Consider the following 17242-nt stretch of genomic DNA (forward strand, 5'->3'; position numbering starts at 1 on the left):
AGTTCAGGCACGCTGTTGTCGAGCAGGAAGCTTTCAGAAACGAAGCTTTTCGCTTTGCTGCCCTTCATATACTTCACGTGCAGGTACCATTCGCCGTCTCCACCGGTTTTGATTAGGGTGTCGCCACTTGCAAATGGCGTCCATGTGCTAGTTGGTGCATCCGTACTTTGCGTCCATTGATACTGCAGGCCTGTCACCGTTGTTCCATCGACCGTCACTTTGGTTGATGCGCTCTTCGCAGGCGCAGCGCTTCCGTTGGCGATGAAGCTGTGTGCGTCGGCTTGATCGAACACGTTCACTGTACGTGATACAGACGCTTCATTGCCAGCTGCATCCGCCGTGTGGTACACAATCGTATACGCGCCTTCCACATTCGTGTTTACAGTACCTGTTTGGGTGACTGCGAGACCCGCTTCCGTCGTTGCTCCTGGATCACTAAATGTTCCGCCAAGCTCGACTTCTACAATGGCGTCACCTGTCAAATTCAGTACGGGCAAGGTGTTGTCGAGCAGGAAGCTACCCGAAACGATCGTCTTCTCAGCTGTACCTCTCAGATACTTCACATGCAGGTACCAGACGCCGTCCCCACTGCTTTTCGTTAAAATATCACCGTTTGCAAAGCTTGTCCATGTACCCGTTGGCGAGGTGCTGCTTTGCGACCATTGATATTTCAAGCTTGAAGGTACGACCCTGCTGCCAGTAAAAGTTACTTTCGTTGACGCGTTTTTCGAAGGCAGGCTGCTTCCATTGATGCTAAAGCTGCTTCCATCACCGCTATCCACCACATTCACCGTTCGCTGCTTTGTAATAGCTGCATTCCCCGCAGCATCTGATACGTTGTATTGAATGGTATAGCTTCCTACAGCATTCATGTTTACATTGCTGCCTACTGTTACTGCAGGTAGACTATTTGTGTCCGTCGCAGTAACTCCCGGATCAGTGAAAGTGTCGCCAAGCTCAACATTTATTGAAGTGTTACCAATCAAGTTAATAACAGGTGCTGTATTATCGAACAAGAAGCTGTTGGATTTAATATTTTTTACTACAGTGGTACCCTTTTTATATTTCACATGAAGATACCAAGTGCCGTCTCCGCTGCTTTTCGATATCGTAGTACCGCTTGTAAATGAAGTCCATGTTCCTCCTGTAGGAGTTGTACTACTTGTTGACCATTGATACTGCAAGCTTGAAGTATCCACCCCAGTCCCCGAAACCGTTACTACCGTAGACGCATTCTTAATCGGTGTAATGCTTCCATTTTGACTAAAGTTGTAGGAATCTGCATGATCCGCCACAGTCACTGTACGCGGCAACGACGCTGTATTCCCCGCTGTATCGGTTACAGTGTACGTAATAGTGTTGGACCCTGTCGCATTCGTGTTGACAGTACCGCTTGCTGTTACTGCGGGTAGGCTCGCATCGATGTTATCCGTTGCAGATGCGCTTAGCTCGGTATAAGTTCCACCTAGCTCAACTTCCATCGGTGTACTGCCGTTAAGTGTAATCACGGGAGCCGTATTGTCCAAAACGAAAGGACTCGAGGTCACCGTTTTATTAGTTCCTGTAAAATCCGAGAAATTAATATGTAAATACCAATTCCCATTAACACCAGTACCGCTGCTTTTAGTAAGCGTACTTCCGCTTGTAAATGTAGTCCATCCTGCAGCAATAGCCGCTGGTGGCGTGCTACTTTGCGTCCATTGATACTTAAGCCCCGTTGCACCGCTATCAATTCTTGTAACGACGGTAGAAGCGCTTTTCGCTGGTACAGATTTCCCATTAACGCTGAATTCAAATGGAGAATCGTATGCTAATACATTGTCAAATGTAACTGAATTGCCATTACCTGTACCTAGACCAAACAGACCGGTTGTGAACGGAGAAGATGTATCCGAGTAATTAATACTTGCAGTGGTAGAGTTATCAAAATAAAATTTGATATTATTTCCTGAAGTAACTACTTTAACATGGTATGTGTCCGAACTAATTTCAGCAGCAGATGAAGCTTTTGAAGATTTAGCCCCTGATACCGTCTTCATTAATCTTACCGTATCATTTCCTCTATCTAGTTCTATGTAATAATTATTAGTTCCATCTGCGTTACTTCTAAAAACCAGATATCCCAACGCATCCGAGCTCAATGTCAAATCTGCTTCGTAGGTAAAATCGCCGCCAGTTTCTGAAGTTCTTAGCAATAGCCCAGGACCATTACTTCCTCGTACGGATTTATTCGAACTACCTGTTTTTGCCCATGTCCCGCTTTTCGTGGTCCAATTCGATAACGCGCTTCCTGTGTTAAAGTCTTCATTAAAAATTACTCCTGGCGATGCAGCTACTGCTAAAGGACTGTACAAAGTCAATGCTGCCGGCACTCCAGCCAGTAAACTACAAGTAATAGCAAAGGTATATAATTGCTTTTTCATTTTCTTGTTCATGACATTTCTCCTTCGTTAATGTGAGCACAGTTTATTTTACTGAGTAATTCCTTTATTAAAATCAGCTTTTCAGGATCCGCAATCTAAGTTGTCTCGATGTCACTTCCTGACAATCAGGATCCAATCATGCGTATTCCTCCTCGTCGCCTAGGTAATTAGTCACATTCTTTACGATACATATCGTATCACATAAGATACGATATGTATACATGTTTGAAATAATTTTATATAAAATCAGTAATCCATTGTACCTACCGCATTCTTGCTAATCCCGTAGTACACCGAAAATTCCAGAAAAAGTAACACCATCCGATCTTAAAAGCAATTCATTCAAAGGACTTTTTATCCACTCGTTACAAATCAATGGTTTTCATACCGAGAGATCCCCCTTTCGTCCTATATTTTGGAATTAACTTCGCCTCCCAAGCCTTCACTCGCTAAAAATGGTAAACACAAAAAAGGCTGTAATTCGTATAAGCGAATTACAGCCCTCTTCTCATTCCTGCCAAGCAAACCGATACCCAATCCCCGGCTCTGTCAAAATATATTGCGGTCTCGTCGGATCTGTCTCGATCTTCTTCCTCAAGTGCCCAACATATACCCGAAGGTACTGGCTGTCTGATTCATACTGCTGACCGCCCCATACTTGTTTGAGCAGCTGCTTATGTGTCATGACGCGCCCTGCATTAACGCCAAGCACCTTGAGTAAATCATACTCGGTTGGCGTTAGCTTTAGCTTCTCACCATGGAGCTCGACACTGCGTTTCGCCAAATCAATGACCAATTGCCCAAGCCTCAGCACGGGCTCATCAGGTGCTTTGGCGATATGCCGAAGGGCAACACGCATCCGGGCCATGAATTCGCCCATTCCGAAAGGCTTCGTTACATAATCGTCCGCACCGCGATCAAGGGCGGCGACTTTGTCAGTCTCTTGATCCTGTGCAGTTAAGATGATGATGGGAACCTGAGACCACTCCCGAATCCCATCCAGCACCTCCATGCCGGTTATATCCGGCAACCCCAAATCTAACACAATGAGATCAGGTCGAACCATCGTAGCCTGCAGCAGGCCTTCCTGGCCTGTTGCGGCCTCCGACGTTTCAAACCCATGTGCGGTTAAGGTAACCCGCAGTAATTTCCGTATTTGTGCCTCGTCATCAATGACTAAAATTTTCGCTCCTGTGGTTGTCATGGTTTTCCCCGTCTTTCTCAGCGAATTGTAAAGGCAAGCTTAGTTGGATAACGGTACCCTGCTTGCCGTCTATCCTCGCACCAGCAGTAATCGAACCGCCATGCGCTTCTACGATGCTCTTGCAGATCGCGAGTCCAAGCCCTGTGCCAGGAATATGCTTCGTACGATTTCCACGATAGAATTTCTCGAATATCCGTTCTCTATCGGCTGGAAGAATGCCTGCACCTTCATCTGCAATAGATAAATTCAACATACCATGCTCTTCCACCGCATGGATAAGGATTGCGCTTCCTTCCGGTGAATACTTGATGGCATTACTAATCACATTAATCAGCACTTGCTCAATAAGAACTTCATCCAACGGAACGGATGGAAGTTCCGGATCAAGAGCTATGCTGACTACTCTATTCTGCAGAGAATCCTTCAACTGCGTTAAGGCAACGCCTAGCACATCCTCGATTCCGCACCACATTTTATTTAAACGTAACATACCGCTTTCAATCCGAACCATACCGAGCAAATTCCCAACGAGTCTGTTCATCCGTGTGGAACCCTCACGAATCGTCAGCAGCAGCTCTCGTCGATCTTCAGGACTAAAGACGTTTTCCCCTTCCAGAAGTCCGGTTACTGAACCAATGATTGTTGCCAAAGGTGTTCGCAATTCGTGGGAAAGCGAGTCCAATAGCGCAGTCCGCAGCTTTTCAGACTCCGCGGTCAATTGCGCGATCTTCGCTTCATTAGCTAACTTAACGCGAGATATTGCAACGGCCACTAGATCCGAAAGCGCTTCGATGATCCGAATAAGCTCTGGCATTTCGGACATTAATCTATCGCTAACTTGTACAGCGAGCACACCATGTACTTGCTGGTCTGTAGCTAAGGGGACATGCAGATCTGATGATCCACTCAATGTTCGAGTCCCTCGACCAGCAATCGTATTGTTACTATTCACCCATCCGGCGATAGTTAGGTGGGCTTCATCGCTGGCCCAATCCCCGCCATCCTTCGAATAGGCTTCTAACCGCTGTTCACCCTCCTGGTTTGGTAAAATGATAGCAGCTTTAGCATCCAACGTATCGGAAACATGCTGAACAATCTGGTTTAGCAATACGTCAAGGTCAGCAATAGCCGTAATCTTGCGGCTTAGCGCATATAGAGCAGCGGTACTCGCCTCTTTCTGCTGCGCTTGCTGGATTTGATTTCTTAGCTTTGAAGCAAGGCTTGCTGTAAGCCCTGCCACACATAAGAACACAACAAAGGTTAAGATATAACGCAAATCTGCAACCGTAAGGCTCAGGGTAGGCGGCACGAAAAAGAAATCAAAAGCCAACACACCTAATCCCGCAGCAAAAAAAGAGGGTCCCCTCCCCCATCGAACAGCACTAAACAAAACGGGAAATAAGTAAAGGAGAGAAATGTTGACGAGATCAAAGAATGGATCAAAACCTTTTAGAACGAATGTCAAAACGACGATAAAAAGTGCCGTCACACCATATGATTTCCAGCTTACATGTTCATTTTTTTGAGTTTCCATAAGCTTATTTTACCTTATTTCTTGCAGTTTGCCACGAATCATAATCAGCGACAATGAGCACATCCATTTGACTGACATGCGGCAAGAGCTTTTTGACGATAGCGTCTTTCCAAACGATGATTTGTGTAGCTCCGGCGTTACTTGCTTTAGCTACAAGAACACGTGGAATTTGGTTGCGATTCACTACCTCTTGATAGGAAAATTCGCCTCCTAATCGAATCGTCAGCTTCTCTAGCACATCTAGCTTTGGCTTCCACTCATCATCCGTATGCCGAGCAGCTGCAATAAAGCTAACATGCCAAGCTGCTTTAAGCCGATGCGCAATGCGAAACCCCCGTCGAATTAAGCGATCAGCCTGCGAGATTTCCGTCACACACACGTAAATGACTTCTTTCCGCCGCCATGGACCACGCAGAGAGCTCTTACGCTCCATCGATTCCAAACGTTCATCGACATCATCCGCGATTTCACGCAGCGCTAATTCACGCAAGGCGATTAGATTTCCCGTCTTAAAAAAGTTGTTTAACGCTTGATCTACTTTGACCATCGCATAAATCTTGCCGTCTCTCATACGAAGCTGCAGCGCTTCTGGAGCAACGTCAATCAACTGAACTTCATCTGCTGTACGTAGAATACTATCTGGTACGGTTTCCCGCACGCGAATCCCCGTTATTTGCTCGACGGCATCATTCAGGCTCTCCAAATGCTGAACGTTTACAGTCGAGATAACCGAAATGCCAGCTTCCAGAATCTCAAGAACATCTTCATAGCGTTTTTTATTCTTACTTCCTGGTACGTTGGAATGTGCAAGTTCATCCACTAATACCACTTCAGGCCGAAGACGAATAATGGCTTCTGTATCCATCTCCTCCAGCCTTACACCTTGATATTGGTTCACTGCGCGTGGCACAACGTCAAGATCACCCACTTGCCCAATCGTCTCTTTTCTTCCATGGGTTTCAAGCAAACCAATCTTCACATCGATCCCCTTTTTGAGCAGATCATTGCCCTCCCGCAGCATCGTGTACGTTTTACCGACACCAGGCGCAGCACCAATGTACACCTTAAATCTGCCTCGTCTGATTTTATCGATTTTCGCCTCCACTTCTTGTTTGCTCAGACGTCTATATTTGTATGGCTCCTTGGGCGTGTGAATATGAGCAGGCAGAATACGCTCTCCCTCTTGAGATGCACGATCGGCTACCAAGAACACATCAATGTTTTTGGTTCTTTTTAACACGCCATTGATTACCGACCCTTGTATAAAAGTTTGCCATCTCGTTTGTTTGGAATGCCCTAATACAATGCGTGTAACATGATTTGCATTAGCATAGTTCACTAAGATCTTAGGAATGCAGCGGCGAAAAGAAAGCGGCAACTCTTCAAATTTACCGCCTACTTTCTCTACAAGCTTCATAATTGACCTTCGAAAAGCAGCCGCTTCTTTGGTAAGCGTTTTACCTTTTTTACGCAGCGTGACCACATGCAGATCGCCATTCAATCGCTTCGCGATTTGTTGACCACGGCGTACATAAATGGAACCATTCCAGTGATATTGCGTTGTAACCAGAATGCGTTCCGTCGCTCCGGATGGCCCCTGAATCCCCATTTGTTCACGATGCTCTTCCAATGAATCATTTACATCTTCGGCAACAAGACGGAGGGCCAATTCTCGCAGCACACCTAAATTACCGCGTTTAAATAAGGCTGCATCTTTGTTCCCCTTTAAATGCCCCTCTTCTAGCCGCGTTAAAATCGTTTCCGGCGTTGCATCGATGAGTCTCACCTCATCGGCCAGTTCCAGTGTATCTGAGGGAACGCAGTGCCTTACTTCAATGCCTGTCAGCTTATGGGCAACTTCCATCGTCCCTTCTAGCTCATAGACATTCGCCGTGCTGATCACGCTAATATCGTGGGAGAGTAAATATTTAATATCTTCGAGCCTGGTTGGAAATTTGGCGCCCTCCCGGTTCTGATGAGCAAGCCCATCAACGAGAACAACTTCAGGGTTTCTCTCGAGTAAGGCATCCATGTTCAGATCCTTTTGTTCCACGCCGTCTTTCATCCAATGAATGCTTGGTATCCTCTCCAAATCCCCCAATTGTTCCACGGTTTCCGGTCGTTGGAGCGTCGAAACCGCACAGATCACCACATCGATTCCTTGTCCCTTGAGATTATGTCCTTCTCGCAGCATGTGATACGTTTTACCAGATCCGCTGACCGCCCCGATATAAATTTTAAAGGTACCGCGGTGCAGTTTGGAGATGGATAATAGGATCTCTTCTGGTGTTTTTCTTTTGAAACCATCCATACTAGTCACTTCCTCCCCCTTTCTCTAAACGTGCAGAAACCACTCTCACATATCGAGAGTGGTTGCCTGCGATCACAATTTCACTTGCTTGAGCAGTTCCATATTCAATTCAGTCACATTGACTCTAGGTTCACCGAATATTCCAAGCTGCCTTGTTTTTGTAAATTGATCAACTAGGTCATTCAGTTTGCTCTCAGCAATCCCCGTTTCTTTACTAATTCTAGGGACTTGGGCTTTTGCCCCATCTGGGGACAAGTCAGGGTCAAAACCGGAACCAGAGACAGTAACCAAGTCAGCCGGAACTTCCGTTAGCTTCGGATTTTCTTTCTTCCAGGCATCAATCTTCTCTGCCATTGCCGCAGCATAATCGCTTGATGCTACCGCTGTATTTGAACCTGATGATGCTTTAGGATCATATTTGGCTGCAGAAGCTCTTGGATGGAAAAGCTTTGGAGACTCGAAGCTTTGAGCCAATAATTCCGATCCAATGACCGTACCGCTTGATTCTATAAGACTGCCATTTGCTTGTTTGGGAAATAAAACTTGAGCCACACCTGTCGTAGCAAGTGGATAGATGAGCCCACAGACGATCATGAACAATAACGACACACGAACAGCTATCATAACCGATTTCATAACGCGATCTCCTCGTTTCTCTTTCTCTTTACACGATGTTTAAGCCGTGAAGTACCATATCAATAATTTTAATCCCAATAAATGGCACAACGACACCGCCGATACCGTAGATCAAAACATTACGTGATAACAATCTATCAGCCGACATCGCCCGGTACTTAACACCCTTCATTGCTATTGGAATCAACAGCGGGATGATGATGGCATTGAAAATTAAGGCGGATAGAATGGCCGATTCTGGCGAGGCCAGATTCATAATATTCAAGGCCTGCAGCTGCGGCATAGCTAGAATAAACATCGCAGGGATGATTGCGAAGTATTTCGCAATGTCGTTGGCGATAGAGAACGTCGTCAAAGCTCCGCGAGTGATCAATAGTTGCTTACCAATGGAAATGACTGAAAGCAGCTTGGTCGGATCAGAATCCAGATCGATCATGTTGGCAGCTTCTTTGGCAGCCATCGTCCCCGAATTCATCGCAAGTCCTACATCCGCTTGAGCAAGCGCAGGAGCGTCATTCGTTCCGTCGCCTGTCATGGCAACGAGTTTACCTTCTTGCTGTTCTTTCTTGATCGCAGCAATTTTATCTTCCGGCTTCGCTTCAGCTATAAACTCATCAACACCGGCCTCGAGTGCAATCGTTGCAGCTGTTAATGGGTTATCGCCTGTACACATGACGGTTTTGATGCCCATTGCGCGAAGTTCCGCAAAACGTTCCTTCAAGCCCGGTTTTACCGTGTCCTTGAGGTAAATAACGCCATAGATCCGCTCGTTAATCGCAACAGCCAAAGGAGTGCCTCCGGCTTTCGCGATTCTGTTCGTTATCGTTTCTAGGTCTGCTGGAATTTTCCCGCCAAGCGCAATGACATATTTTTTGATCGCATCTACCGCACCTTTGCGGATTTTCACGCCGTTTGCCAAATCAAGCCCAGACATACGCGTTTCAGCGGTAAACTCGACCACTTCTGCAGCTTCATAGCCACTTGCTTGCCAAGACTCACCAAGTTTATTGGCAAGCTCTACAACGGATCGTCCTTCTGGTGTTTCATCCTTCACAGAGGCTTGCAGCGATGCAAAGGTGATTTCTTTCGCAGCTACACCGTTCACAGGCACAAACTCGGAAGCCATCCGATTACCGAACGTAATCGTCCCTGTTTTATCCAGAATCATCGTATCGATATCGCCTGCCGCTTCAACTGCTTTACCTGACATGGCAAGCACGTTAAACTGGGTTACTCTATCCATGCCGGCGATACCGATCGCTGACAAGAGGCCGCCAATCGTTGTTGGAATGAGACATACAAGCAGCGCAATCAACGTGGAAATTTCTAATTTAACGTTTAAATACGATGCCATCGGAACCATCGTCATAATGACGATTAAGAAGATCAGTGTTAATACAGCAAGCAGCGTAGTTAACGCAATTTCGTTTGGTGTTTTCTGACGTTTGGCACCTTCCACAAGTGCAATCATGCGATCCAAGAATGATTCGCCTGGATCCGTCAACACTTTGACTACGATGTAGTCAGAAGCTACCCGCGTACCGCCTGTCACTGATGAGAAATCGCCGCCAGCTTCCTTAATTACCGGAGCAGATTCCCCTGTAATAGCTGACTCATCAATGGAAGCTAAGCCTTCAATGATTTCGCCATCGGACGGGATGATCTCTCCCATTTCAATACGGACCACATCCCCCTTACGGAGAGAAGTCGAAGACACTTGCTTATAAGAACCATCCTTTTGAACCAGGCGAGCCATTGTATCTGATTTCGTCTTCCGTAAAGAATCGGCCTGCGCCTTACCGCGGCCTTCTGCCAAAGCTTCTGCGAAGTTAGCGAAAAGCAAGGTGAACAGCAAGATCAAGAACACTGCGATGTTATAACCCCGCCCTACTTCTGTACTGCCGAATAACTCTGGTGCGAGTGAAAGCAGTAAAGTAATTATAGTACCAATCTCTACTACAAACATAACCGGGTTTTTGATCATCACCCACGGATTTAATTTTTTGAACGAATCAAAGATAGCTTGATTCATAATGTCTTTTGTCATTGTTTTTTTACGTTCCGCAGCCATGTAAATCACTCCATATATAGGGACCTTTGAGCGTAGCTCAAAGTCTCTCAGATTCTACGTCTTTCCTTTTAACGCGCCGCCAAGTGTTCAGCAATCGGCCCCAATGCCAGCGCCGGGAAGAACGTTAGAGCACCAATAACTAGAATAATCATGATTAAAATCCCCATAAATAAGGGTGTATTTGTCCGCAAAGTACCTGTCGTAACAGGAACGACACGCTTCGTAGCAAGTGAGCCCGCAATTGCGAGCATCGCAATGATTGAAATGTAACGGCCAAACAGCATGACCATACCAATGCCCAAGTTGTAGAAGTTCGTATTTGCGGTCAAGCCGCCAAAGGCAGACCCGTTATTTGCCGCACCTGACGTGAAGGCATACAACACTTCCGAAAGACCATGCATGCCTTGATTCGCTATAGAAGTAACCGATTCAGGGCGAATCAGCGCCCAAGCTGTTGGTGCCAGAATGATGAGCGGATGGATCAGAATAGCAATAGCCGCTAACTTGACCTCTTTACCTTCAATCTTTTTACCTAAAAACTCAGGCGTACGACCAACCATGAGTCCACAGATAAAGACGGATAAGATCAAGTAAAGCAATCCGTTTAACAAGCCTACTCCTTTACCCCCGAACACATTGTTCAGCATCATCTCTGCAAATGGGGCAATGCTTCCGAGCGGCGTAAGCGACTCATGCATCGCGTTGACGCTACCTGTTGTTGCAGCCGTGGTTACCGCTGTAAACAAAGCTGTTTCGGATATCCCTAATCGAACCTCTTTGCCTTCCATGTTGCCATGCACACCTAATGCATCTACTGCAGCAATGCCTTTATACTCAGCATAGAATACAGTGGACAACATTACGATAAAGATGATCCCCATCGCAGCAAAAATCGTCCAGCCTTGCTTCTTGTTCTTGATCATGAGTCCGAATGCGTACACCAGTGCAGTAGGCAGCAGCATCATACAAATAATGTGGATCAAGTTGGCTACAGGCGTCGGATTTTCAAATGGATGCGCGGCGTTCGTGCCGAACCAACCACCACCATTGGTGCCAATATGTTTAATCGATTCCAGAGAAGCAACTAAACCGCGAGTAATCGTTTGCTCAGCGCCTTCAATTGTTGTAGCTTGTACGGCTCCAAGTAAGGTTTGCGGAATACCTTGAAAAACTAACACTAAAGCAACAAGGAAGCTTAGCGGTAGAAATACGCGTGTAATCGCTCTTGTCATATCTACATAGAAATTCCCAAGATTATCTTGACGGCCAATGAGGCCGCGGATGAAAGCGACTGCTATCGCGAATCCAGTTGCCGCCGATGTAAACATTGGGAATGTAATGGCCACCATTTGAGAGAAATACGACAGTGTATTCTCACCGCTATACGCTTGCCAGTTCGTATTTGTAATAAAAGAAACGGCTGTATTGAATGCTAATGCCGGAGGCATATTACCAATGCCGTCAGGGTTTAGCGGCAAATATTTTTGAAGCCGAAATACGGCATAAATGAGCAGCATCATAACAAAGTTAACTAACAATACGGCTCCTAAATACTTTTTCCAACCCATGGCTTCGTCTTCTTTAACGCCCATGATACGATAAGATACACGCTCGAAAGGACCAAACACACGATCAAGTCCACTTTTTTCATAGCCGAACACTTTGACCAAGTAACTTCCCACAGGCTTTACCAAAAGCATGATAATCCCTAGTGTGATGACTACTTGTAACAATCCCATACCCATAGTAGGTTCTCCCCCTGCTTACATAAGCTCATATTCTGCAATTAAAATTTCTCAGGCTTTACTAAAACAAAACCGAGATATACCATAATGGCACATCCAATGAGTCCGATAACAATCATATGGTTACCTCCTATACATTTTTATTCCAAATATCCTTTTTGAATATACAAACGTAAACCTCAAGCTTTCTCACAATATTTCGCAAATCCCCAAAACCCTAGAAAAGTGACTGCAAATAATAAAATCATCGTTACATCGTTGTACATGACACACCTCCTTCAAATCAGACAGAACTTATGTTTTTATTTGGTTTAAGGGATGATAGTAGAAACTTAACATCACCATTTTTAGAATAAATGACATAGTCCGCGCCTAGTCCTTTGTAAATTAATCTAGGATTTACGCTTTGGGTGATAACATAAATGGGTCTTGAAGTCCAACTGCGACAAATTTGAATATACCGGCAGCATAGCGGCAAGCTCTCCTCAAACAGAACGACATTCCCAATCGGATAGTCGGGAATGATGGACGCCGCTGGATCCGTCGTATCCACTTGGATAATTTGCTTCACTCCTTGACCTTCTAACTTGATTCTCTCCATCTTGTTGTTAGTTAATGCAACATAAGGAAAACCAACCAATTTCGTATGTTTCATAAACTCCTCGCCTGCCTTGGTTGGCGCAGCTATCAGCAACAAGTCACTTTGCATGACGACCACCGCCCCCTTTCCTGAAACATTGTAACGCCGATCCTTATAAAAAGGGGGTAAAGAATCTATAGCATCCGTATAAAAAAAATATAAAAATATTTTTATTCTTGATTGATGATGAATGAGTAGGGTTTTGTCAACATTATGGCGAGTTCTGGCTCTTTTCCATCGTTTTCCCACTAAAATCAAACTTGACTCGTTTTACAAAGCTAATTTCTCAAGAGTAATATACGTCTCTAAGCGTTCGAGAGATGAAAAAACCTCAGGAGGAATAACTTGACTATGTTTTTACATCATTTTGAAACAGGCACCCAGAACCCTACAACGATCGTTTTCTTGCACGGAAGCAGTTTAGGAGGCTGGATGTGGCGACCTCACGTCGATCATTTAACTAAATTCCATTGCCTCATACCTGACCTCCCTGAACACAGAGGAAGCATACACAGAGGTATTTTCTCCATTCCGAATGCGGCTGAGCACATGGCTGAACTCATTCAGAAAAAGGCTCGTGGGAATCGTGCGCATGTTATTGGGTTAGATGTTGGAGGACAAGTGGCACTTCAATTGAGTGCTATAGCACCTGAGTTGGTGACTAGCGTTCTGGTCAGCGGCGTTTGTACCAAGCCATCTATTTCGCTGCAATGGATCTCTTTTATGCATAAATTCATTTTGCCAATTAAACATCAGGACTGGCTCATTCGCGCTAAAATGAATCAATGGGGTATCCCGATGAAGCATTTTGAAGAGGTTCGGAAAGATTTCATTATGCAGGATTGGCGCACATCAGGAAGAATTACCAGAGAAAATCTTGAATTTCAGTTACCCGACATTGCTTCTCATCAAAAGCTTCCGCCAATGCTCGCGATGGCAGGCGAGAAAGAAGGGGCTTCTATCCAGCAATCTCTGCTTCACCTATGCGCTTCCTACCCAAGCTCCAAGAGTTACTTTGTAAGAAGAGCTAAGCATAACTGGCCCTTGGAGAAACCAGCTCTCTTTTCTAAAACAGTATCTTCATGGATCGCAGGGCATCCATTGCCAGAAATCCTCATTCCGGCCAATCCTAGTTAAGACAAAGAGCACCTCCATCCACTAGAATCCATAAGTGGGTAGAGGTGCTCTTTACAATGATATCGAGTATTTAGAAAGTGATATAAGCCCCAGAATGCTCAAATAAATAAGTGCGATCAGATAGGCAAGGTAGTTCTTGTACTGTTGCAGTTGATGAGTTCTCTAGCTTTTCAGATAAATTCGTTAATGCAGATACAATTAAATGTGTTCGCACTTCTCCCCATGCCTCTTGTCTCTGATGAACATAATCCAAACCATCCTTCAGGGTAAGACCTTTGAGCTTTTGAAAGACCACAGCCCATCGTACGAAATCTCCCTTTAAGTTGCCGCATGGAATTTCATATTGCCCTAATCCGCATGTTCCAAGATTCGTTGAAATCGTCAATAAACCGCAATGACAGTCCGTGCCATGTCCAGGCAGCAGCTTATCCGATAGTTCACAATCAAATTGAAAACATTCAATACGGGTAATCTTGCATTCCTTCGTAAGTTTGGTACGTTCGTCTGATTCTCTTACTAGAGTCAGGGGTTCGGGATACATAATAGAGTCACTCTCCTCATTTTGTGAACAACACAAAGAAGCCAAAGAGCAGAGAATCTCTACTCTCGGGCTCGAAGCAGCGTGAAATTACGCGCTGTGGACACCACGAAAAGAAGGTTGTTCTCTCCCAATTCGCTTACGAGGTTAGCTGTCGGATTCGGGCTTGGAAGTGCCCTACTTTGGCAAGCTGCGCTTGCTTTAGATTCACCCCGAGAAACCGATTCTACTTCCGATCGGCTTCGGTTGGTTCCCCCGTTTCCCTTGCGGGAACTCAGCGTTTTGCATCTTTATGTTGTTGCTGAAACGAATGTTACGCCGATTGCTCTAGAATGTAAAATACGCTGGAGACAATTATTTTGCAATCTGTGACCTTCACTGTTTATGAAAGCGCGTCCAATTATAAATCACATGCATTTTCGATAGAAATGCTTCGGCTTACTCCCGTTTTTACCATTTTGCAGTAGTCGACCATTAGCCCAGCGACGTTTAGAAAACCAACGGATTTGCGTTTTTATTCTATTTTTATACGTTTGCTATCCATTCTTTACCCCCTTTTTATACGTTTCAAACATACAATTATGGCATATTCATTCACTACCGACTTTGAGACTAAGTCAAGAAGGAGTAATGTCATGACTTCCTTTCCCCACTATTATTTAGGTATTGCATCTCATTTGTTGAATCCGATTGATTTAAATTACGAGTGGTTCGGTGTCTTATGGCTAGAAGAAGAAAATCATTTCCCTATTATTGTTGGTTATTGGTTTTCTAAAGAAAAGTCCGAGATCACACAAGATGCTATCCTGTCAGGATTTTCATCATGGACTGAAATATCCGATCATCACATGATTATGAGAATGTATCAGTCGATAAGAAACAAGCAAAAAAAGCAGGATTGGGAGAATCGGACTCGATTATCTATCCGTACGATTTTCAACTCACCGTGGAATGAAGTTTCACCTGGGTTGTATATCATAAAATCTCGGCTGACATACCCTCTTCATGCTTCAGCCATTCTTAAGAAGAGATTCTTTGTTTGGCTGGAACATACTGCCGTATGTGAAACAGAGGAAGAGTTTCATGGGTTCATGAAACGGGTGAGTGAAGAGCATCAGATGGAAATCTTAATGAGAAAAGGTAGCCCCACTGTGAAGTAAGGGCTACCCATTTTTTATTTCGTTAAGTGGTACGGCACTGTTGTTACAATCACATTTCTCCGATACAGCAGATGTGCACGAATGAGTAAGCTTGATTGGTTATGCAGGATATTGTGCCAGCCTTTTTTAGGAATAAATTGGGGGATAATAACGGTAACCTGATAGTTGGATTCACCGGCTTTACGCTGAACCGTGTCAATAAATTTCGTTAATGGGTTTATGATACTTCGATAAGGCGAATGCAGTGTCACTAGTCTCACATCAGGCTGCCAGTTCTCCCATTTTTCTTCAAACAAAGCTTCATCTTCTCGTTCAAAGGGGACGTACACGGCAATAATCTGGTGAGGTGAAAGCGATTTGGCATAGTTTAATGAGTTCTCAACCACATGCGTGATACCGGCAACAGGAACAATAATGACATTCCCCTCAATGGGGATAGCAGGCTTACGGTTTGTAAGTCTTAATTGGTCACCAACGGCCTCATAATGCTGTTTAATGCGATGAAAGAGATAGATAATCATAGGCAAGAAAACTAGAACTGGCCAGACCTGCGAGAACTTGGTTAAAAAGAACATCATCGAAACGATCAGGCTGATCACAGCCCCAGTTGTATTAATGATGAGCTTGGACATCCATCCTTCGGGTTTTTCTCGCACCCATTTGACCACCATCCCCGTCTGAGAAAGGGTAAATGGGATAAATACGCCGACGGCATAAAGTGGGATAAGATGCTCTGTCTTTCCTTTAAAAGCAATAATCAGCACAATGGATAATACCCCAAGAATGATGATCCCGTTGGAATAGCCTAATCGGTCACCGCGAATGGTAAACATTCTAGGAATGAATTTATCTTTCGCAAGATTAACTGCGAGCAGCGGGAATGCCGAGTATCCTGTGTTAGCAGCAAGGATTAAGATCAATGCGGTTGTTCCTTGAATGAAGAAATACATAAAGTTTCGTCCAAAGGTCTGTTCCGCAATTTGCGAAACAACAGTTACATCAGCAGCAGGAACTATGCCATATTCAAAGGCCAAATATACGATTCCAGCAAATAACAGCGCCAATAATGTGCCCATCGCGGCTAATGTTTTAGCGGCATTATGAGGAGCAGATTCTTTGAAATTCGGAATCGCATTCGAGATCGCTTCAACACCTGTTAAAGCAGAACTCCCTGAGGCAAATGCTTTTAAAAGTAGAAATAAACTAATCCCGGCAACGGGTGTACCTAAGGATGTATGTACATTCGGAGAAACCTGGCCTGTTAAGATATTGTAAATGCCAACGCCAATTAAAATGAATAATGCCACAACAAATAAATAAACCGGATACGCTAAAATAGAAGCAGATTCCGTTACGCCTCTTAAATTCAAGGTCGTTATAAAAAGTACAAAGGCGACTGCGATGATGACATTATACGAATGTAAGCTTGGGAATGCAGAGGTAATCGCATCCGTGCCTGCAGACACACTTACTGCCACTGTTAGGATATAATCGACTAATAAGGAGCCTCCAGCAATGAGTCCAGGATACTTACCCAGATTTTCCTTGGACACGACATACGCTCCACCGCCATGAGGATACGAAAATATAATTTGTCTATAGGACAAGATGAGTGCCAAGAGTAGAATTAAAACACCAATTGCAATCGGTATCGAATACCAAATCGCAGCAGCACCAACTGTCATTAAGACGATTAATATTTGCTCGGGGCCATAGGCAACAGAGGACAAGGCATCTGAGGAGAGAATGGCTAATGCCTTCGTTTTATTAAGTTTCTGTTCCCCTAATTCCGTTGACTTTAACGGTCGACCAATTAAAAATCTTTTCAGAGAAGATAGCACTA

General features: G+C 44.7%; 13 protein-coding genes and 1 riboswitch. Of the genes, 2 read left to right on the plus strand and 11 right to left on the minus strand.

The annotated features are described in order from the left end of the window. The 9 genes from AC58QO_RS28570 to AC58QO_RS28610 form a co-directional block, all read right to left on the minus strand. Positions 1-2435: immunoglobulin-like domain-containing protein (locus AC58QO_RS28570; protein ID WP_497271591.1), on the minus strand; the 2435-nt coding region annotated here is incomplete at its 3' end. A 496-nt stretch (positions 2436-2931) separates the two neighbouring features. Continuing rightward, positions 2932-3627, minus strand: a complete 696-nt coding sequence (locus AC58QO_RS28575; protein WP_497271593.1) for a response regulator — start codon at positions 3625-3627, stop codon at positions 2932-2934. Further along, positions 3593-5161, minus strand: coding sequence for a DUF4118 domain-containing protein (locus AC58QO_RS28580; protein WP_497271594.1), 1569 nt, complete (start codon positions 5159-5161; stop codon positions 3593-3595). Before AC58QO_RS28580 ends, AC58QO_RS28575 begins: the two co-directional genes overlap by 35 nt. A gap of 4 nt (positions 5162-5165) precedes the next feature. After that, positions 5166-7472, minus strand: coding sequence for a histidine kinase (locus AC58QO_RS28585; RefSeq protein WP_497271596.1), 2307 nt, complete (start codon positions 7470-7472; stop codon positions 5166-5168). Between the two features lie 72 nt (positions 7473-7544). Then, the gene (kdpC, locus tag AC58QO_RS28590; protein ID WP_497271598.1) at positions 7545-8108 is read right to left on the minus strand and encodes a potassium-transporting ATPase subunit KdpC; all 564 of its coding nucleotides are present in this window, start codon (positions 8106-8108) and stop codon (positions 7545-7547) included. A 28-nt stretch (positions 8109-8136) separates the two neighbouring features. Further along, positions 8137-10179 carry a potassium-transporting ATPase subunit KdpB gene (kdpB, locus tag AC58QO_RS28595; RefSeq protein ID WP_497271600.1) on the minus strand — a complete coding sequence of 681 codons (2043 nt, stop codon included), beginning with the start codon at positions 10177-10179 and terminating at the stop codon, positions 8137-8139. Between the two features lie 68 nt (positions 10180-10247). Continuing rightward, positions 10248-11918, minus strand: a complete 1671-nt coding sequence (gene kdpA, locus AC58QO_RS28600; RefSeq protein ID WP_497271796.1) for a potassium-transporting ATPase subunit KdpA — start codon at positions 11916-11918, stop codon at positions 10248-10250. 47 nt (positions 11919-11965) lie between these two features. After that, positions 11966-12043, minus strand: a complete 78-nt coding sequence (locus AC58QO_RS28605; protein WP_171631218.1) for a potassium-transporting ATPase subunit F — start codon at positions 12041-12043, stop codon at positions 11966-11968. A 164-nt stretch (positions 12044-12207) separates the two neighbouring features. Further along, the gene (locus AC58QO_RS28610; protein ID WP_497271602.1) at positions 12208-12633 is read right to left on the minus strand and encodes a hypothetical protein; all 426 of its coding nucleotides are present in this window, start codon (positions 12631-12633) and stop codon (positions 12208-12210) included. A gap of 282 nt (positions 12634-12915) precedes the next feature. On the opposite strand from AC58QO_RS28610, the gene AC58QO_RS28615 reads away from it, so the two are divergent. Continuing rightward, positions 12916-13701 (plus strand): alpha/beta fold hydrolase, encoded by a 786-nt coding sequence (locus tag AC58QO_RS28615; protein ID WP_497271798.1) that lies wholly within the window; start codon positions 12916-12918, stop codon positions 13699-13701. 70 nt (positions 13702-13771) lie between these two features. On the opposite strand, the gene AC58QO_RS28620 is transcribed toward AC58QO_RS28615, so the two are convergent. Further along, positions 13772-14242 carry a hypothetical protein gene (locus tag AC58QO_RS28620; protein ID WP_497271604.1) on the minus strand — a complete coding sequence of 157 codons (471 nt, stop codon included), beginning with the start codon at positions 14240-14242 and terminating at the stop codon, positions 13772-13774. Positions 14243-14359: 117 nt separating this feature from the next. Further along, a riboswitch (cyclic di-AMP (ydaO/yuaA leader) is annotated at positions 14360-14529 on the minus strand. 345 nt (positions 14530-14874) lie between these two features. On the opposite strand from AC58QO_RS28620, the gene AC58QO_RS28625 reads away from it, so the two are divergent. Beyond that, a complete protein-coding gene (locus tag AC58QO_RS28625; RefSeq protein WP_497271606.1) occupies positions 14875-15399 on the plus strand; it encodes a hypothetical protein in 525 nt (174 codons plus the stop codon). A 14-nt stretch (positions 15400-15413) separates the two neighbouring features. Here the strand turns inward: AC58QO_RS28625 and AC58QO_RS28630 are convergent, their stop codons facing one another. After that, positions 15414-17240, minus strand: coding sequence for an APC family permease (locus AC58QO_RS28630; RefSeq protein ID WP_497271607.1), 1827 nt, complete (start codon positions 17238-17240; stop codon positions 15414-15416). Between the last annotated feature and the right edge of the window lie 2 nt (positions 17241-17242).

Source organism: Paenibacillus sp. J31R30 (assembly GCF_059692115.1).

What these genes read in the sequence shown, in the direction of transcription:
- AC58QO_RS28615 (WP_497271798.1), top strand. Translation starts at nt 12,916, where the DNA reads ATGTTTTTACATCATTTTGAAACAGGCACCCAGAACCCTACAACGATC.
- kdpB (WP_497271600.1), bottom strand. Translation starts at nt 10,179, where the DNA reads ATGGCTGCGGAACGTAAAAAAACAATGACAAAAGACATTATGAATCAA.
- kdpA (WP_497271796.1), bottom strand. Translation starts at nt 11,918, where the DNA reads ATGGGATTGTTACAAGTAGTCATCACACTAGGGATTATCATGCTTTTG.
- AC58QO_RS28620 (WP_497271604.1), bottom strand. Translation starts at nt 14,242, where the DNA reads ATGTATCCCGAACCCCTGACTCTAGTAAGAGAATCAGACGAACGTACC.
- AC58QO_RS28605 (WP_171631218.1), bottom strand. Translation starts at nt 12,043, where the DNA reads ATGATTGTTATCGGACTCATTGGATGTGCCATTATGGTATATCTCGGT.
- AC58QO_RS28610 (WP_497271602.1), bottom strand. Translation starts at nt 12,633, where the DNA reads ATGCAAAGTGACTTGTTGCTGATAGCTGCGCCAACCAAGGCAGGCGAG.
- AC58QO_RS28575 (WP_497271593.1), bottom strand. Translation starts at nt 3,627, where the DNA reads ATGACAACCACAGGAGCGAAAATTTTAGTCATTGATGACGAGGCACAA.
- kdpC (WP_497271598.1), bottom strand. Translation starts at nt 8,108, where the DNA reads ATGAAATCGGTTATGATAGCTGTTCGTGTGTCGTTATTGTTCATGATC.
- AC58QO_RS28625 (WP_497271606.1), top strand. Translation starts at nt 14,875, where the DNA reads ATGACTTCCTTTCCCCACTATTATTTAGGTATTGCATCTCATTTGTTG.
- AC58QO_RS28580 (WP_497271594.1), bottom strand. Translation starts at nt 5,161, where the DNA reads ATGGAAACTCAAAAAAATGAACATGTAAGCTGGAAATCATATGGTGTG.
- AC58QO_RS28585 (WP_497271596.1), bottom strand. Translation starts at nt 7,472, where the DNA reads ATGGATGGTTTCAAAAGAAAAACACCAGAAGAGATCCTATTATCCATC.